Origin of the sequence: Phenylobacterium deserti (genome assembly GCF_003254705.1) — a bacterium.
Lineage (GTDB): Bacteria > Pseudomonadota > Alphaproteobacteria > Caulobacterales > Caulobacteraceae > Phenylobacterium > Phenylobacterium deserti.
The window spans coordinates 562,947-578,614 of sequence record NZ_QFYR01000001.1 but is presented as its reverse complement, the minus strand read 5'-3'; the positions used below and the strand labels follow the sequence as shown (position 1 = coordinate 578,614).

Annotated in this window: 17 protein-coding genes; 3 read left to right on the top strand and 14 right to left on the bottom strand. The window is 67.9% G+C overall.

Annotated features, from left to right (window positions below; translation table 11 throughout):
• Nucleotides 1-6 precede the first annotated feature (6 nt).
• Nucleotides 7-1,116 carry a saccharopine dehydrogenase family protein gene (locus DJ018_RS02850; RefSeq protein ID WP_111513376.1) on the bottom strand — a complete coding sequence of 370 codons (1,110 nt, stop codon included), beginning with the start codon at nt 1,114-1,116 and terminating at the stop codon, nt 7-9.
• Nucleotides 1,117-1,233: 117 nt separating this feature from the next.
• Between DJ018_RS02850 and DJ018_RS02845 the strand changes: the two genes are divergently transcribed.
• Nucleotides 1,234-1,659: an Lrp/AsnC family transcriptional regulator gene (locus DJ018_RS02845; RefSeq protein ID WP_111514643.1), complete on the top strand. Its 426-nt coding sequence runs from the start codon at nt 1,234-1,236 to the stop codon at nt 1,657-1,659.
• 105 nt (nt 1,660-1,764) lie between these two features.
• Nucleotides 1,765-2,352: a hypothetical protein gene (locus DJ018_RS19295; RefSeq protein WP_205853695.1), complete on the top strand. Its 588-nt coding sequence runs from the start codon at nt 1,765-1,767 to the stop codon at nt 2,350-2,352.
• A gap of 35 nt (nt 2,353-2,387) precedes the next feature.
• On the opposite strand, the gene DJ018_RS02835 is transcribed toward DJ018_RS19295, so the two are convergent.
• From DJ018_RS02835 to DJ018_RS02805, 7 genes are read right to left on the bottom strand one after another with little or no spacing between them, the layout of a single operon-like run.
• Complete coding sequence (locus DJ018_RS02835) at nt 2,388-3,293, bottom strand: NAD(P)/FAD-dependent oxidoreductase (protein WP_111513375.1); 906 nt, start codon at nt 3,291-3,293, stop codon at nt 2,388-2,390.
• A gap of 43 nt (nt 3,294-3,336) precedes the next feature.
• Nucleotides 3,337-3,750, bottom strand: coding sequence for a c-type cytochrome (locus DJ018_RS02830; RefSeq protein ID WP_111513374.1), 414 nt, complete (start codon nt 3,748-3,750; stop codon nt 3,337-3,339).
• Nucleotides 3,738-4,088 (bottom strand): hypothetical protein, encoded by a 351-nt coding sequence (locus DJ018_RS02825; RefSeq protein ID WP_133254204.1) that lies wholly within the window; start codon nt 4,086-4,088, stop codon nt 3,738-3,740. Before DJ018_RS02825 ends, DJ018_RS02830 begins: the two co-directional genes overlap by 13 nt.
• Nucleotides 4,076-4,681 (bottom strand): cytochrome c oxidase subunit 3, encoded by a 606-nt coding sequence (locus tag DJ018_RS02820; protein WP_111513372.1) that lies wholly within the window; start codon nt 4,679-4,681, stop codon nt 4,076-4,078. Before DJ018_RS02820 ends, DJ018_RS02825 begins: the two co-directional genes overlap by 13 nt.
• A complete protein-coding gene (gene ctaD, locus DJ018_RS02815) occupies nt 4,678-6,618 on the bottom strand; it encodes a cytochrome c oxidase subunit I (RefSeq protein WP_111513371.1) in 1,941 nt (646 codons plus the stop codon). Before ctaD ends, DJ018_RS02820 begins: the two co-directional genes overlap by 4 nt.
• A complete protein-coding gene (coxB, locus tag DJ018_RS02810) occupies nt 6,615-7,631 on the bottom strand; it encodes a cytochrome c oxidase subunit II (RefSeq protein ID WP_111513370.1) in 1,017 nt (338 codons plus the stop codon). The genes ctaD and coxB overlap by 4 nt, the downstream gene beginning before the upstream one ends.
• Nucleotides 7,628-8,194, bottom strand: coding sequence for a c-type cytochrome (locus tag DJ018_RS02805; protein ID WP_111513369.1), 567 nt, complete (start codon nt 8,192-8,194; stop codon nt 7,628-7,630). Before DJ018_RS02805 ends, coxB begins: the two co-directional genes overlap by 4 nt.
• 105 nt (nt 8,195-8,299) lie before the next feature.
• Here DJ018_RS02805 and DJ018_RS02800 point away from each other — a divergent pair, with 105 nt between their 5' ends.
• Entirely contained in the window at nt 8,300-8,722 is a 423-nt protein-coding gene (locus DJ018_RS02800; protein ID WP_111513368.1) for a DUF1810 domain-containing protein, read from the top strand.
• Here the strand turns inward: DJ018_RS02800 and DJ018_RS02795 are convergent.
• Genes DJ018_RS02795 through cpaB form a run of 6 tightly spaced genes read right to left on the bottom strand, consistent with a single transcriptional unit; the run spans nt 8,719 to nt 15,527 of the window.
• The gene (locus DJ018_RS02795) at nt 8,719-9,666 is read right to left on the bottom strand and encodes a type II secretion system F family protein (protein ID WP_111513367.1); all 948 of its coding nucleotides are present in this window, start codon (nt 9,664-9,666) and stop codon (nt 8,719-8,721) included. The genes DJ018_RS02800 and DJ018_RS02795 overlap by 4 nt on opposite strands.
• Before the next feature lies 1 nt (nt 9,667).
• Complete coding sequence (locus DJ018_RS02790; RefSeq protein WP_111513366.1) at nt 9,668-10,627, bottom strand: type II secretion system F family protein; 960 nt, start codon at nt 10,625-10,627, stop codon at nt 9,668-9,670.
• Nucleotides 10,624-12,033, bottom strand: a complete 1,410-nt coding sequence (locus DJ018_RS02785; RefSeq protein ID WP_111513365.1) for a TadA family conjugal transfer-associated ATPase — start codon at nt 12,031-12,033, stop codon at nt 10,624-10,626. The genes DJ018_RS02790 and DJ018_RS02785 overlap by 4 nt, the downstream gene beginning before the upstream one ends.
• Nucleotides 12,033-13,205, bottom strand: a complete 1,173-nt coding sequence (locus DJ018_RS02780; RefSeq protein WP_165842779.1) for a CpaE/TadZ family protein — start codon at nt 13,203-13,205, stop codon at nt 12,033-12,035. The genes DJ018_RS02785 and DJ018_RS02780 overlap by 1 nt, the downstream gene beginning before the upstream one ends.
• 38 nt (nt 13,206-13,243) lie before the next feature.
• On the bottom strand, nt 13,244-14,575 hold the full coding sequence (locus tag DJ018_RS02775) for a type II and III secretion system protein family protein (RefSeq protein WP_111513363.1): 1,332 nt from the start codon (nt 14,573-14,575) through the stop codon (nt 13,244-13,246).
• Nucleotides 14,576-14,579: 4 nt separating this feature from the next.
• Nucleotides 14,580-15,527, bottom strand: a complete 948-nt coding sequence (gene cpaB / locus DJ018_RS02770) for a Flp pilus assembly protein CpaB (protein WP_111513362.1) — start codon at nt 15,525-15,527, stop codon at nt 14,580-14,582.
• Nucleotides 15,528-15,668 lie beyond the last annotated feature (141 nt).

Sequence of the window (15,668 nt, the reverse complement as noted above, 5' to 3'; positions counted from 1 at the left end):
GAACTCTTACTCAGCGGCGGCGCGAAACGCGGCGTAATCGTCCGGAGCGTAGAAGCGTCCAAAGCGGTTCGCCAGGAAGTCGGCCAGGGGAATGTCTTCCTGTCGCACGAAACCGGCTTGCGGCAGGCGGCCCTCAGACAGAAGGTCGAGCACGGCGCAGATGGAGCCGGCCGTGGTGACCTGGATGGCCGACTTCATCTCGCCGCCGACGGGCTGAGCGTAGACCTTGTTGACGTAGGTCTCCTGCATCAGCCGGCCATTCTTCATGCCGCTGACCGTGACGAAGACGATGACCACGTCTTGCAAGGTAGCCGGCACCGCCTGCTCCAGGATGTCCTTCAGGACAGGGCGGCGATTGCGCAGGCCAAGGTCGTTGAGCAGCGCCTTCATGATCTGGGCGTGCCCTGGGTAGCGTATGGTCTTGTAGTTGAGGTTGCGGACGCGGCCTTCGAGTGTCGCGCACAGGGTGCCGAGACCGCCCGAGGTGTTGAAGGCTTCGTAGGTCACGCCGTCGAGCGCGAACTCCTCACACTCCTCCAGCGCGGGCACCTCGCGCAGGCGGCCGTTCACGACTGCCTCGCAAGGCTCGCAGTACTCGTTGATCACGCCGTCCGTGGACCAGGTGAGATTGTAGTTCAGGGCGTTGGACGGGTAACGCGGCAGGGCGCCCACACGCAGGCGGACGTCGTGCAACTCGTCGAAGTGCTGGGCAAGATCCCAGGCCGCGATGGTGATGAAGCCAGGGGCGAGACCACACTGCGGTATGAAGGCGGTATCGCTGCCGGCGGCCAGCTCCCGTACGACACGGCTGGAGGCGACGTCCTCCGTCAGATCCAGATAGTGGGCTCCGGCCTGTTTGGCCGCACGCGCGATGGTGGTCGTCAGATGAAAGGGCGCGCAGTTCACAACGGCGAAGCGGTCCTCCAGCGCCCGCGCAAGCGCAGCGGGATCATCGATCGCGAGCGCCTCCATCTCGAACATGTGCCTCGAGTTCAGGCTGGCCAGCGCCTCGGGCGAGGCGTCGAGCACCTTGACTTGATAGGCGCCCGATCCGGCCAGCAGGTCGGCGACCGTGGACCCGATCTTGCCTGCGCCGACAATGGCGATCTTTCGCATGTGCGCCTCCAGCTGTTGAACTGAGCGTCCACTACAGTCGAGCCGGTTACAACTGGCGCATCGGCGTTCTGCACGACTATAGTGGGCGGAGCGACGACAAAATGTGACGATATGACGATGGATGACCTCGATCAGCATCTTCTCAGCCGCCTGCGGGAAAACGCCCGGGCGCCGGTAGCCGAGTTGGCCCGCGCGCTGGGGCTTTCGAGAACCACCATCCAGAGCCGGCTCGCCAAGCTGGAACGATCGGGCGTGATCGCCGGGTATTCCGTGAAGCTTTCGGATCAGCACCAAGCCGGTCAGGTGCATGCTTACGTGCTGCTGACTGTGGAGCCCAAGCAGGCGGCGGCGGTCACGGCCGCGCTGAAGAAGCTGTCGGGCGTGCGCACGCTTCAGTCGGTGAGCGGACCGTTCGACATGGTGGCTGTGGTCGAGGCGGGAAGCGTCTCGGAGATGGACGCCCTGATCGACGAGATCGGCGCCGTCAAAGGGGTGGAGCGCACCAACAGCTCCATCGTGCTTTCCACCAAGTTCGACCGTTAGCGGCTCTCGACTGAGATAGAGAATTCACGGCGCCGCTGAAACCGTCGGCGCGCGGGGCTGTTGCTCCGGGGCGGCGAGAGGCGCCGCGCCATGAAGGAGGCCAGCATGGCCCAGGGGCAACAAGGCGGCGGCAAGGCTGCCGACGACCTCAAGAGCCGCGAGTACCGTGACGCCGACGGCAAGGTTCACCACCACACCCGCAAGTACATGGAAGAGCACGCCGACGAAGCCGACGGCAAGAAGGCCGGCGCGAAAGCCAAGGCCGAGAGCCGGTCGTTTGACGAGAGTGGTCGCAAGAGCGGCGGGGCAAAGAACAGCGGCGGCAAGAGCGCCACGAAGGCGGCCTCCAGCACATCCAAGAACTCCGCCAAGCCGAAGTCAGGCAAGGGCGGCACGACTGTCGACCACGATGAGATCCGCGCCTGGGCCGAGTCACACGGCGGCGTGCCGGCGGCGGTGGAGCGCACCCACTCAGAGGACGACGTCGGCATCATCCGGATCATGTTCCCGGACGCGCCGAACTCGGAACACAGCGCCCTGACGGAAATCAGCTGGGACGAGTTCTTCGAGGAGTTCGAAGCGCGCGAACTGGCGCTGGTCTACCAACCTGACAGCCTATTCTCGAAGCTGATCGGCCGGGACACGGCCGACAAGCGGGCGCACGGCGACAACAAGGCTTCCCGTCGCAAGTGATCAACGGCGACCGGCCCTTGCACACTCAGGGCCGGTCAGCCGCCGTTACGCAGCTTGTTGTGAATGTCGGTGGCTGCCAGCGCCGCTTCGCCCTCGGCGGTGGTGATCTGGTTCAAACCGCGAACCACGTCGCCGGCGGCATAGAGCCCTGGCACCGATGTCTCCTGGTGGTCGCCGACATAGAGGCGGCCGCTTTCGTCCAGGCGAGCGCCGGCGTCGATCGCCAGGCTCGTCCGAGGCGTGACGCCGAGGGCCGAATAGACGGTGTCGAACTCCTGCGGGCGCCCGCCGGCGAAGCACAGGGCCGCGATGCGGCCGTTGTCGAGCACCACGCTCTCCATCGGCGCCTCGACGACGCCGATACCGCGCGCCTCCAGCTTGGTGCGCATGTCGTCCGACAGGCTTTCGGGCGGGCCCACATGGATCAAGGTCACCTGGTCCGTGTAGGTGGTGATGAAGATCGCCTCGTTCGCCGAGTGGTCATCCTCGCCGATGATGCCGACCCGCTTGTCAGTGACTTCGAAGCCGTCGCAGATCGGGCAGACGCGGATCAGGCCCTGGCTGACGGCCTCCTCCACCCCTGGGATAGGCGGGGCGTTGTCCACGACGCCGGTCGCCAGGATCACCTTGCGGGCCAGCAACTCGCCCTCGCTGGTCTCCAGGCGGAAAGCGTCTTCTTCGGGAAACAGAGCGTTGACCCGGCCATCGCGGATCTCGGCGCCGTATCGGGCGGCCTGGATGCGCATCCGGCGGAGCAGGGTCTTGCCTTTGATGCCGGCGGGGTAGCCCGGATAGTTGTGGCTGACCGGGATCCAGGAGGCGCGGCTTGCGCCCCCATCGATCAGCAGGAAGTCGCGGCGGAAGCGGGCGAGATAGATAGCGGCAGTGAGCCCGGCCGGGCCGCCGCCCACCACTACGCAGTCATAGATCTTGTCAGTCATGCGGGGCGGCAACGCGCCAAGCGACGGCGCGCTCCCGAGGTCCTTATTTGAGCGTGTAGAGATAGGCGGCGATGTCGCGGGCTTCGCGTGGGCCGATGCCCATGGGCGGCATGGCGCTTTGCGGATCGATGGCGTGGGGGTCCTGCAGCCACAGGATCAGGTTCTCCGGGGCGTTGTTCACACGCCCCCCGATGTAGGTCCGCTGAGCGAAGGCGGCGAGCGGCGGGCCGACCTTGCCGCTGGCGCCGCGTACGCCAGGGATCTGGTGGCAGCCGCCGCAAGGCCGCTGCTCGATGGCGGCCCGGCCGGTGACGGGATCACCGCCGGTCAAGGCTTGCGCCCTCTTCTCCAGCCGTCCTTTGGCCTCGAAGTGGTTGGCCGTCAGGCCAGCGCCCAGGCCAAACACGGCGACTCCTGCAAGCAGGGCCAAGGCGGCGGGCGTTCTCAGGCGTGGCATGCCGGCACCATGAAGCCGATCAGGCTTTGGAAGAGGATCGCCAGCAGGAAGATGCCCGCCGTCGCCGCGCCCACCATGCCGGCGAACGCCCGATTGCCGGGCTCGCCCTCGCCGGGACGGGCGCGTCTCGCACGCCAGGAGATCAGGCCGCCGAGCACGGTGGCGCCCGCCGCCACCAGGCCCAATCCCCCCGTGAGCAGGGGCGTGCCCAGGCGGCAATCCCAATAGACCAAGTCGGAGCCGATCTGATGCTGCAGCACCCACGCGGCGGCGCCGACGAACAGGCCGCTCCAAGGCCTCAGGCCGCTGCGATCAATCCAGCGGATCACGACAGCCATCTCGGCGCCCAGTAGACCAGCAGATAGATCGGCGCCCATGCCGCCACCACGAACATCCAGTAGAAGGCGTCGTCGTCCACGTCGGAGAACCTCTCCGTGTCGACCTGGTGCGTGAACAGGAAGACGGTCAGCAGGCCCGTGTCGATGAAGTCGGTCACAAGGTGCAGCGTGTGAAGCAGCATCAGCGCCCAGGTGATGGAGCCGTAAGCGTCCTGGTCCCAGCGCACATTCAGGCTGGTGAACTCGAATCCGCGGATCACCAGCGCCAGGCCGTTGAGCACGCCCACCACCAAGGCCCAGAAGCGCGTGGCCTTCAGGTCGCGCATGCGGGCGACATGCGAGAGCACCATGGTCGGCGCGAGGCTGATCAGCAGAAGCGCGGTCATGGCCGTGCCCCAGCCCAGAGCCGGAGGTGGCGCGTCCAGCGGCCAGGCGTCCGCCCCGTTCATCAGGTAGATGTAGGAGGCCCCGGCCAGGGCGAAGCCGGTCGTCTCGATCAGGATGAAGGCCATGCCGGCCCAGAACCACAGTCCGTGCGTGGAGAAGCCGGCGGATGGCAGGCGCGACAGGTCGCCGACGAGGCGCTCGCTCATGCCAAGGCTCCCGGCGGGGTGCGCTCCGGCGCCCCAACCTTGCTGGTGTGCGAGGGCTTCGGCCAGAACCAGCCGACGACGCAGAGCGTGACTGGGATGCTGAGCCAGACAATCAGCCACTCGTTGAAGATCGAGCCGACGAAGAGGGCGGTGGTCGCCAGGCCAGTGAGGAGGGGCCACAAGGTCGGGCCGGGCGAGCCCTCCCGCACGTCCGGGGCGGCGTCGCTGACGGTGGTGAGCAGCACCTCGCGGTGATCAAGGCTGAGGCCGTCCATCAGCGGCAGGTGCGGCCCGGAGGTCCAGAGCGGCTGGCGACCTTCGACGAAGGGCGTGTAGCCGAAATTGTGCGGCGGGGGCGGCGAGCTGGTCGCCCACTCTAAGCCGCCGGCCTGCCACGGATTCGGCCCGGCAGGTCGTCCTCGGCGCCAGCTGATGGCGAGGTTCAGCAGATAGACGCCGACCCCTGTGGCCAACACCAGCGAGCCGGCCGTGGACAGCAGGTTCATGTCCGCCCAGCCCATCTCGCTCGGGTAGGTGTAAACCCGGCGCGGCATGCCCCACAGGCCTAGCAGGTGCATGGGAAAGAAGGCGACGTGGAAGCCCAGGAAGATGAGCCAGAAGCTCCACTTGCCTGCGGTTTCGTTCGGCATCCGGCCGAAGACCTTAGGGAACCAGTAGAAGATCCCGCCCAGCAGCGGAAACACCGCCCCGCCGATCAGAACGTAATGGAAGTGGGCGACCACGAAGTAGGTGTCGTGCACCTGGGTATCGAGCGGCACGGACGCCAGCATCACGCCCGACAAGCCGCCCAGCACGAAGGTGATGATGAAGCCCACCACGAACAGCAGCGGGGTCTGGAACCGCGGCTTGCCGTCCCACATGGTGGCGATCCAGCAGAAGATCTGAATGCCCGACGGCAGGGCGATGGTCATGCTCGCCGCCGTGTAGAAGCTGTTGCCCATATGCGGCAGGCCGGTGGTGAACATGTGATGCACCCAAAGGCCGAAGGCGAGGAAGCCGATGGCCAGCAGGGCGAGGACCAGCAGGGGATAGCCGAAGGTCGTGCGCCGGCTGAACGTCTGGGTGATCTCCGAGACCATGCCAAGGCCTGGCAGGAAGATGATGTAGACCTCCGGGTGGCCGAAAAACCAGAAGAGGTGCTGGTAGAGAAGGTTGTCGCCGCCTTCGGGCGCGTTGAAGAAGTGGGTGCCGACCAGCCGGTCGGAGATCAGGAAGCTGGTCGCCAGCATTACCGCCGGCATGGCCAGCATGATCATGAAGGCCGTGACCAACATGGCCCAGGCAAACAAGGGCATGCGCGCCAGCGTCATGCCCGGCGCGCGCAGCTTCAGGATCGTCGTGGCGGTGGACGCCGCGGCGGCCAGCGCGGCGACCTCCGTAAAGGTCACCATCTGGGCCCAGATGTCGGTTCGCTTCCCGGGGGAGTATTCCGGCCCGGAGAGCGGCGTGTAGCCAGTCCAGCCGGCTTCCGGCGCGATGTTCAGCAGGAAGGCCACGTAGATCATCACGCCGCCGGCCAGGTAGACCCAGTAGCTGAAGGCGTTGAGGCGCGGGAACGCCATGGTGCGCGCGCCCACCACCAGCGGCACCAAATAAACGGCCATCGCTTCCATGATCGGCACGGCAAACAGGAACATCATGGTCGTGCCGTGCATGGAGAAAATCTGGTTGTAACGGTCCGGGCTGATCAGACCGCTCTCCGGCCGGGCCAGCTGGGTGCGCATCAACAGCGCAAGCAGTCCGCCGAGGACGAAGAACACCAAGCCCGTCGCCACGTAGCGCTTGCCGATCTCCTTCGGATCGACGGTGGTGAGCCAGCCCCACAGGCCGGGCGGCGTGGCCCAGGTCAGGGCCAGGCGGGCTTCGCGTTCGGGATCGAGCGCCGTGGCGGGCGGAGCTGCGTCGACGGGGCTCACCGCAGGGTCTCCAGATAGGCGACCACGGCGTTCAGCTCGGAGGCCGTCAGAGGGACGCGGGGCATGGTCGTGCCGGGCTTGACGCCCTGCGGGTCCGCGACCCAGGCCTGCAGGTCGCCGCGCGTGTTCGGCAGGGTTCCAGCGGCGATCGTGGCGCGGCTCTTCAGGTGCGTGAGGTCAGGGCCGATGCCCGCGCCCGCATCGGTGCCCTGGACGCGATGGCACATGGCGCAGGCCTTCCCGTTGAAGATCTGCTTGCCCTGGATTTCGAGCGGCCCAGTCGGATCTGCGGCGCGGGCAAGCTGGCTGCGTCGCCAGGCCTCGAACTCTTGGGGGGAAGTGACCTGCACGTCGAAGGCCATTTTCGCGTGCTCCAGGCCACAGAACTCGGCGCACTGCCCACGGAAGGCGCCCGTGCGGGTCGGCGTAAGGGTGATGAAGTTCACCCGGCCCGGGATCAGGTCGGTCTTGCCTGACAGGTTCGGGACCCAGAAGGAGTGGATCACGTCGTTGGCGTGCAACTCGACAACCGCAGGACGTCCCACCGGCAGGCGCAGTTCGTTGGCGGTGAGCACCCGCTCAGACGGGCCTTGGCCCTGGTACTCGACGTCCCACCACCACTGGTTTGCGGTGACCTTGATGCGCAGCGGATCGGGCCCGACGTCCGCGAGGCTGCGATCCACCAGGAAGCTGACGCTGACCAGCACGATCAAGCCTGTGACGATCAGGCCGATCCACCCCGTCAGCGTCCGGTCCAGCACGCCCTCGGCCGCGGTGCGGCTTTGGATAGGCAGCGCGTCGTCGCTGGGCTTGCGGCGCGCGCGCCAAAGCGCCGAGCCCAGGAAGGCCATCACCAGCAGGTACATCAGGCCGCAGACGACCAGCATGGTGCGCCAGACGACGTCGATGTCCTGGGCCTGCTTGCCGGCCGGGTCGAGAATGTTCTGCGGTCCATGGCAGGCGGCAAGCGTCAGGGCCGCGAGTAAGACCAGCCCTCGCAGGGCGCCATTCATCGCGGCCCGACCATGCTGGGCGTGGGATCGCCGGTAGGCGGCGCACGGTCCATGTTGTTGATCGGCGGAATGGCGCGGATGCCGTCCTGCCGGCTGGGCGCGGCGAGCTTGTCGGCGTTGCCCGAGAGGCTCCGAACGTAGGCGGCGATCTCCCAAACCTGGGCTTCAGGGATCTTGTCCTTGAAGGCCGGCATGCCGTTCGGGCGCCCCTGCACGATGGAAGCGTAGATCTGCTCGATCGAGCCGCCGTAGCGCCACTTGTCGTCCATCAGCGGCGGGCCGATGCCGCCTCCACCGTTGAAGTGGCACCCGGAGCAGTTGAACCACTTGTAGTAGCGCTGGCCGTTGGCGATGTGCTGGGCGTTGCCCTCGTACTCCTGCGCCCGCGGGTCCGACGGCGTGGGCGCGGGAGCGCCCGGATAGAGGTCGCTCACGGTCACGGCGCGCGGGCCCGTCTCGGCCGGCGAAGCATCGAGGGCGCGGTTCTCGCGGTTGCAGGCGGTCAGACAGCACGCCGTCGCAAGAACGACGAACATGCGCCCGCCCCAGGCGCTGGCTACCATGCGCTTCCTCCAGCTTCTTCAACTCACGAAGCTGAGCCGTGTTCCGGACGTCGCCTTTGTTGCGTTGGGGCAGATCGGGAGAGCTTGAAATCAGAGGAGAGCCTGATGACCGACCCGTTCGACCTCGATCGTTTCGTGCGCGCCCAGGCCGGCGTCATCGACCAGGCGCTGGCGGAGCTGCGGGCGGGAGCCAAGCGCAGTCACTGGATGTGGTTCGTCTTCCCTCAGATCGAGGGGCTGGGACACAGCGCCATGGCGCAGCGCTATGCGATCCAGTCGCTGGAGGAGGCGCGCGCCTTCCTTGCTCATCCGGTGCTGGGCGCGCGGCTGCGAGAGGCGGTGGAGGCGACGCTCGTAGTGAACGAGCGGAGCGCGCGCGAGGTGTTCGGGAGCCCTGACGACATGAAGTTCCGCTCGAGCCTGACGCTGTTCGCCCGTGCGGCGCCCGAGGAGCCGATCTTTCGCGAGGCGCTTGCGCGCTACTTCGACAGCCAACCCGATCCGCTGACGGAGCGCCGGCTGACCTAGCTGGCGGCGAAGATCTTCATGAGTCGGGCCGCGGCCGGCAGCATCAGCGCGCCCAGCAGGCACGGGAAGATGAAAAGGATCAGCGGCAGGGTCAGCTTGGCCGCGAGCGCCAGGGCTTTCTCTTCGGCGCGCAGCATGCGCTTGGCGCGCATGTCGGCGGAGAACACCGACAGGGTCTCGCCGAGGCTGGTGCCCATCTCCTCCGCCTGCCGCAGCATGGTGGCGAGGGCGCGCGCGTCGTCGATGCCCAGGCGATCGGCGAACGAGGCCCAGGCATCCTTGCGCGAGCGACCGGCGCGCAGCTCGAGCACGAGGAAGCGGAGGTGGATGGCCAGGTGCGGATAGCGGCGGGCGAGCTCGTCCGTCACGCGGGTTACCGCGGCGTCGAGGCTGAGGCCCGCTTCCACGGAGGCGACCAGGAGGTCGAGCATGTCAGGGAAGCCGTCGGAGTACTCGTACTCGCGCTTCTGCCGGCGTGACTTGAGCACCTGGTCGGGACCAAGCATGGCGATGCCAGACACGACGCACGCCAGCAGGATCCCGGTCGGGCCCGCCTTTCCGCCGACGATCAGAGGCAGGGTGAGGATCACCACCACGGTGGCCAGCGCCAGGGCGGCGGCGCGGACACCGAGGTAGATGACCGGCGCTTCGCGGTTGTAGTAGCCGGCCTGCATCAGCTTGCTGCGGAGCACGGTGAGCTTGGCGGGATCGCGCACGGCGTCCTGCTGGCCCAGGCGACGGACCGTGTTCAGGGCCTGGGCGGCTAGCCCCCCGCCGGACTTCGGCGTGGCGGCGAGGGCGCCTGGGCCGCCTTGCAGGCGGGTGCGGCGCACGGCGCGCAGGCGCAGCTCGCCGAACCAGATCCAAAGCGCGCCCCCGCCGGCGGCGACCACCAGGGCGACGCCGATCAGGGTGATGAAGCTCTGCAGCTGCTGCGGGGACATGTCAGATCCGCATGTCGATCATGCGCCGCATGACCATGTTGCCGACGAACATCCAGAACAGGATGACGCCCAGGCCGATCTTGACCATCGGCTCGTCGATCACCTCGCCATAGAACTTGGGCGACATGACCATGATCAAGCCCACAGCGCAGAAGGGGGCGGCGGTCAGGATGGTGGCCGAGGCGCGGCCTTCCGACGAGGCGGCCTTGATCTTGAGGCGCATCTTCAGCCGCTCGCGGATGGTGTTGGCGTTGAGCTTGAGGAGGCCAGTCAGATTGCCGCCGGCGCGCTCCTGCAGGCGAACCGTGGCGGCGAACAGGTCCATGTCCCCGTGCTTGCAACGCTCGGCCATGCGGGCGACAGCCTGCTCGAGTGTCGCGCCATAGGCGATCTCGTCGGCGGCCATGCCAAACTCGGTGCCGATGGGATCCTGCATCTCGCGCGCCACCAGACCGATGGCGGTGGGAACCGGGTGACCGGCTTCAAGGCTGCGAACCACAATCTCCAGCGCCTGGGGCAGCTGCTCGCCCAGCGCCTTGTGGCGTTTGCCGGCCATGATCTTGAGGTAGGCAAGTGGGCCGCCAAGGCCCACCAGCGGCAGAACCATAGCCGTCAGCATGATCTGCCGGCTCAGGATGAAGACCGCTACGCAGGCGCCGAGAGCGCCAGCCGTTGAAAGGGTGATCCACTTGCGCGGCTCGTACTTCACCCCGGACGCAACGATAAGATCGGACAACCAGCGCAGGCGTTCGCCCTTCTCGCCCGAGGCGCTGAGGCCCCGCTGCTTGCGCAGTTCCATGACGAGCGCTTGCACGCCCTCGACCTTCTCGGCGACCTTGAGGCGCTGGTTCAGCTTGCGCTTCTGGGTGGCCACGGTGAGCAGGCCGAAGAGCGCTTGGCCGGCGGTGAACACCGCGGCGAAGACCAGGATCAGGAACGCGAGACGCGGGTCCCAGCTCATGACGCCCCCAGCACCCGCGAGGGATCAAAGTTGGCGGTGTCGTAGGGAATGCCCCGACGGATCATCTCGTCGAGGCATCGCGGACGCAGGCCAGAGGCGCGGAACTCGCCGTGCACCGTGCCGTCCGGATCGGTGTGGGTGCGGTTGAAGGTGAAGATGTCCTGCATCTGCACCACGTTACCTTCCATGCCGGTGATCTCGGTGACGTAGGTCACCTTCCGCTTACCGTCCGCCAAGCGCATGACCTGGACGATCAGACCTACGGCCGAGGCGATCTGGGCGCGGACGGCGTCCGGTCCGATGTTCATGCCGCCCATGGCGACCATCTGCTCGAGACGACTGATCGCCTCGCGCGGATTGTTGGCGTGGATGGTGGCCATGGAGCCTTCGTGGCCGGTGTTCATAGCCTGCAGCATGTCGAAGGCTTCTTCGGAGCGGACTTCGCCCAGGATCACGCGGTCGGGGCGCATCCGCAGGGCGTTCTTCACCAGCTCGCGCTGGCGGATTTCGCCCTTGCCCTCGATGTTCGGCGGGCGGGTCTCCATGCGCACGACGTGCGGCTGCTGCATCTGCAGTTCGGCGGCGTCCTCGATGGTGATCAGGCGCTCGCCATGGCTGATGGACGCCGAAAGCGCATTGAGCAGGGTGGTCTTGCCCGAACCCGTACCGCCGGAAATCACCGTGGAAACACGGGCCCGCACGGCGCCGTACAGGAAGTCGGCCATGGCCTGCGGCATGGCCCCGAACTCCACGAGCTTCTCGAGCGTGAACGGCTTCTTGGAGAACTTCCGGATCGAGACCGCAGCGCCGTCGATGGCGATCGGCGGGATGGCGGCGTTGACCCGGCTGCCGTCGGCCAGGCGGGCGTCGACCATGGGCTGGCTCTCGTCGATCCGCCGTCCGACGGCGGCGACGATGCGGTTGACGATGCGCAGCAGGTGGTCGTTGTCGCGGAAACGGATAGGGGTGAGCTCAAGCTCCCCGCGCCGCTCCACATAGATCTGGTGCGGGCCGTTGATCAGGATGTCGCTGATGGTGTCGTCCTTGAGCAGCGGCTCAAGCGGGCCCAGCCCCACCATCTCGTCAAAGATGGAGGCGCCCAGCACCTCCAGCTCGGCGTTGTTCAACGCCATGCGTTCGGCGCGGGCGAAGTCGGCCGTCAGGCGCAGGACCTCGCGGCGCAGATCGGCCTGGTCGAGACTGTCAAGCTTGGAGAGATCCAGCTCGTCGATCAGACGCGCGTGCAGCCGCAGGCGCAGATCGAGATGCTCATTGCGCGGCGGAGCGGCCTTCGGCGCTGCGGCGCGCGGTTCGGCCTTTGCAGGCGCGGCAGCGGCGACCGGCTCGGGCGCGGGCGCCGGTTCGGGCGCTGCGACGGTAGCCCGTGAGAGGCCGAAGCGGCCCATCAGGCGGCCCTCTTGGCGGCCGCTTCCTTGCGGGCAGGGCCGGTGGCCAGCCGATCCACGAGAGCGCCGATGTCCTTGACGATCTTCGACTTAGGCCGGTGCTGGGCGATGGGGCCGCCCAGGTTGGCGGAGGCGGCCGCCGCCTCCCAGTCGGAGGAGATGCCTGCGTCGGCCTTGCGTTGCAGGGCACGCTCGGCCTCGGCCATGGAGGGCGCGGGACCGAACATGCGGCTCGCCAGGCGATTCAGGACGATGCGTGGCTTCACGCTTGCGCCGGCTTCGATCTCGTCTGTCAGGGAGCGGGCGGCGATCAGAGCCGGCACGGTAAGCTCGGACACCACCAGCACCTCGTCGCAGCCCGACAGAGCGTCGAGGGTCCAGTCGCGACGGTGACGCGGCATGTCCAGAATGACGAACGGATAGGTCTCGCAGGCGACCTCCAGGAGGCGCAGCACGGCGTCCCGGCTGACGGTCTGGAAGGCATCCGGATCGCGCTCGCCGGCCAGCAGGTCGAGCTGCTTGGACACGGGCGTCACGAAGGCCTGCAACACGGCGGCGTCGATGCGGTCGGCGGCGCCGGCGAAGGCGCCCAGACGCATGGACGGTTCGGCGCCCAGGTAGGCAGCGGCCGATCCGTCGGCGAGGTTCAGGTCGATCAGGCAGACCGCACGTTCTTGTTCGGCGCGCGCAGCCAGGGCGGTGGCGATCTCCACCGCGACCGTGGTGGCGCCGGAGCCGCCCACAGCGCCGGTGACAGCCCAGCAGCGGGAGGTCTGCACAGGCGCGGCCGGCGCCGGAGCGGTCGGTGCGGCGCGGGCCAGAAGCCCTGCGGCTGCGGCGGTGAACTGTTCCGGCGTGAAGGGCGCCTCGAGCACGTCTGACGCTTCCAGGCGCATCAGGTTGCGCACCACGGGAGCGGGCAGGCGCTCGCCCACCAGCAGCACAGGCGGCGCGGCGACACCCAGGGCGACGGCTTGGATGGCGACGGCCAGGGCAGGCGCGTCCCAGGCGTCGGCGTCGACAACCACCAGATCGCAGTCGCCGGCGCGGACGCCTGCCAGGCGCTCCAGGCCGGCGGCTTCGACGAAGGCGCCGGCAAGCGGTCCTTGGACGAGTGCGGCAAGGGCAGGACCCACCGCGATGATCCGGCGGCCGGACATGGACGAGGTCATGGACGCAACCTCCACAGTTTTACGCGTCAGCCGCATGCTCACCTCGCATCGCCGGGGTCACGCGGCAGCGGGGTGTCAAAGGCACGGCCATTGAGGATGAGATCGACGGCGCTAGGCTCGCCAGACACCGACGTGGTTCGCGCCGCCGTCGCGAAGTCTTCGGCGGTGACCAGGCGCGGGGTGACGATGATGACCAGCTCGGTCTCGTTGCGCCGCCAGCGGGTCGAGCGGAACAGGGCGCCCACCACGGGGAGCGAGCCCAATCCCGGGAACTGGCGCACCGCGTTGGCGTAGTTGTGCTGGAACAGACCGCCGATCGCGAGCGAGTCGTTGTTCTTCAGCTCGACCGTCGTGCTGGCCTTTCGGGTGATCAGGCCGGGCACGGTGATGTCGTTGATGCGCAGGGCGTTGGTGGCGTCCAGCTCGCTGACCTCAGGCTCGACCAGCAGGCGGATCAGCCCGTTGTCCTGCACCAGCGGCTGGAAGTTCAGGCGCACGCCGTATTCGCGGAACTGCAGGCTGATCTGGTCGCGGCCCTGCGGCACCGGATACGGGAACTCGCCCCCAGCCAGGAAGCTGGCCTTTTCGCCTGACAAGGCGACCAGGTTGGGACGCGCCAGGGTGCGGATCAGGCCCTTCTCTTCCAGGGCCACGATGGTGGCTTCAACGGAGGCGTTGGCGTCGCCGATGCCGCTGCGGACGCGGATGCCGCCCGCCGGCGGGCTGGCGCCGACCAGGCCCGAGCCGAAGACGAGGTTCGTGGTGCCGCTGGTGATGTTGGCGCTGAAGCCAAGGTCCTGCAGCGCCGATCGACTCGCTTCCAGAACGCGGACCTGAAGCACGACCTCCTGCGAGGCGCGAACGGTGAGGGTCGAGGTCACGCCGTCGGGGGCGAACTTGTCGGCCAGGGTCTTGGCGCGGGCGGCCACCGAAGTGGTCGATACGTCGCCGGTGAGCAGCAAGCCCTGGCCCAGGGTCTGAACCTTGATCTGCTCGCCCGGCAGGGCGGTGGCGAGCTCGGCCTCCAGAGCGCGGGCGTCGTAGCCCACCTGCACGTCGATCACCTCCTGCAGTCGGCCGCCGGCGCCGTAGACCAGCAGGTTGGTGGCGCCGCGGGCCTTGCCGCGGACGTAGAAGCTTGAGTTCGTCGTGGCGACGATCTGGGCGGTGTCGGGCTGAGCCACGACGATCTTGCTGGCCGGGCCGTCCAGGCGGAAGGACAGCGACTTGTCCTGCGGCACGAAGATGGTGCGGCTCGGCTGGGCTTCGCTCGGGAAATCGTTGGCCTGCGCGGGGGCGCCGGCGCCCAGGGTCAGGAGGGCGAGGGCGGCGGCCGTCAGACGACGCGGCATGGTGTGGCGAACGCTCATGGGACTAGCCGATGTTCGGCTTGAAGCTGCTGGAGGGCGCCGGCTTCGGTTCCGGAAGCGGCACGGGGGCGGTGACGGACACGGTCGCCTGAGCCTGAGGAGGCGCTGGGCGATCGCGACCGCCACGGCCGTCCCCTTCGACGATCATGATCAGGCCGCCGCCGTCGCCGGGGGATTGCCGCCGGGGGGCGGAGCGCGACGCGGTGCGAACCGCCGGGGCCGCGGGCGCCAGGCCCCCGCTGCTGACCGCCGCAACCTCGGTGGAGCCCATGGGGCGCAGCGCCAGCGACAGCTTGCCGAGGTCGCTGGCGGAGGCGAGCTTCTGGCTGTCAGCCAGATCAACTTCCAGGGTGGCGGTGGAAGGTGTCGCCGGCTTGTCGGAGGTCAGGTCCGCGTTCAGATCGACGGCCAGAACCCGGATGTTCTGCACCAGGACGGACGAGACAAACGTCCTCTTGGAGCCTTCCGGCGTCAGGTCGCGCGTGAGCATGACGTCGACGCGGTCGCCCGGCAGGGCATGGCCGCCCACGCCGGAGACGTCCGACACGCGGATGGTGTAAGCGCGCATGCCGTCGGCGATCTCGGCGGCGACGGAGGAACGTGCGCCGGGGCCCGACAGCTTGCTGGGCAGCAGGGGCTCGCGTTCCGCGATGGCGGTGAGGGCCACGGGCGCGCCGCCGCCGTCCTGGGACAGCACGGCCTCGACCGTGGAGAAGGCGCCTTCCGGGACGGCGTCCTTGGGGATCCGGACCAACTTCAGATGACCGCCTTCGAGCTTGTCGCCGAACTTCAGCGGCTTGGAGGCGACCACCACCGGCACGCCTTCGACGCGCGGCGCGGCCATGGCCACCTTGCCGTTCATGGACTGCGGCAGCAGGGTCTGGGCCACCACGAGGGCGCCTAGGCCGAGCACGGCGGAAGCTCCCAGGCTGACGATTGTGACGACGCGCATCTTCCCCGACCGACCCGAAAAATCCTTTTCAGACCGTAAGGTTAGCGAGCGGGGACTTGCGATATCCCGAACAAACGAGGTGAATGCGCCGTCAAGCTTTCTGAACAGCGATCAGAAGCCCGAGAGCCGCAGTTCCCCAGG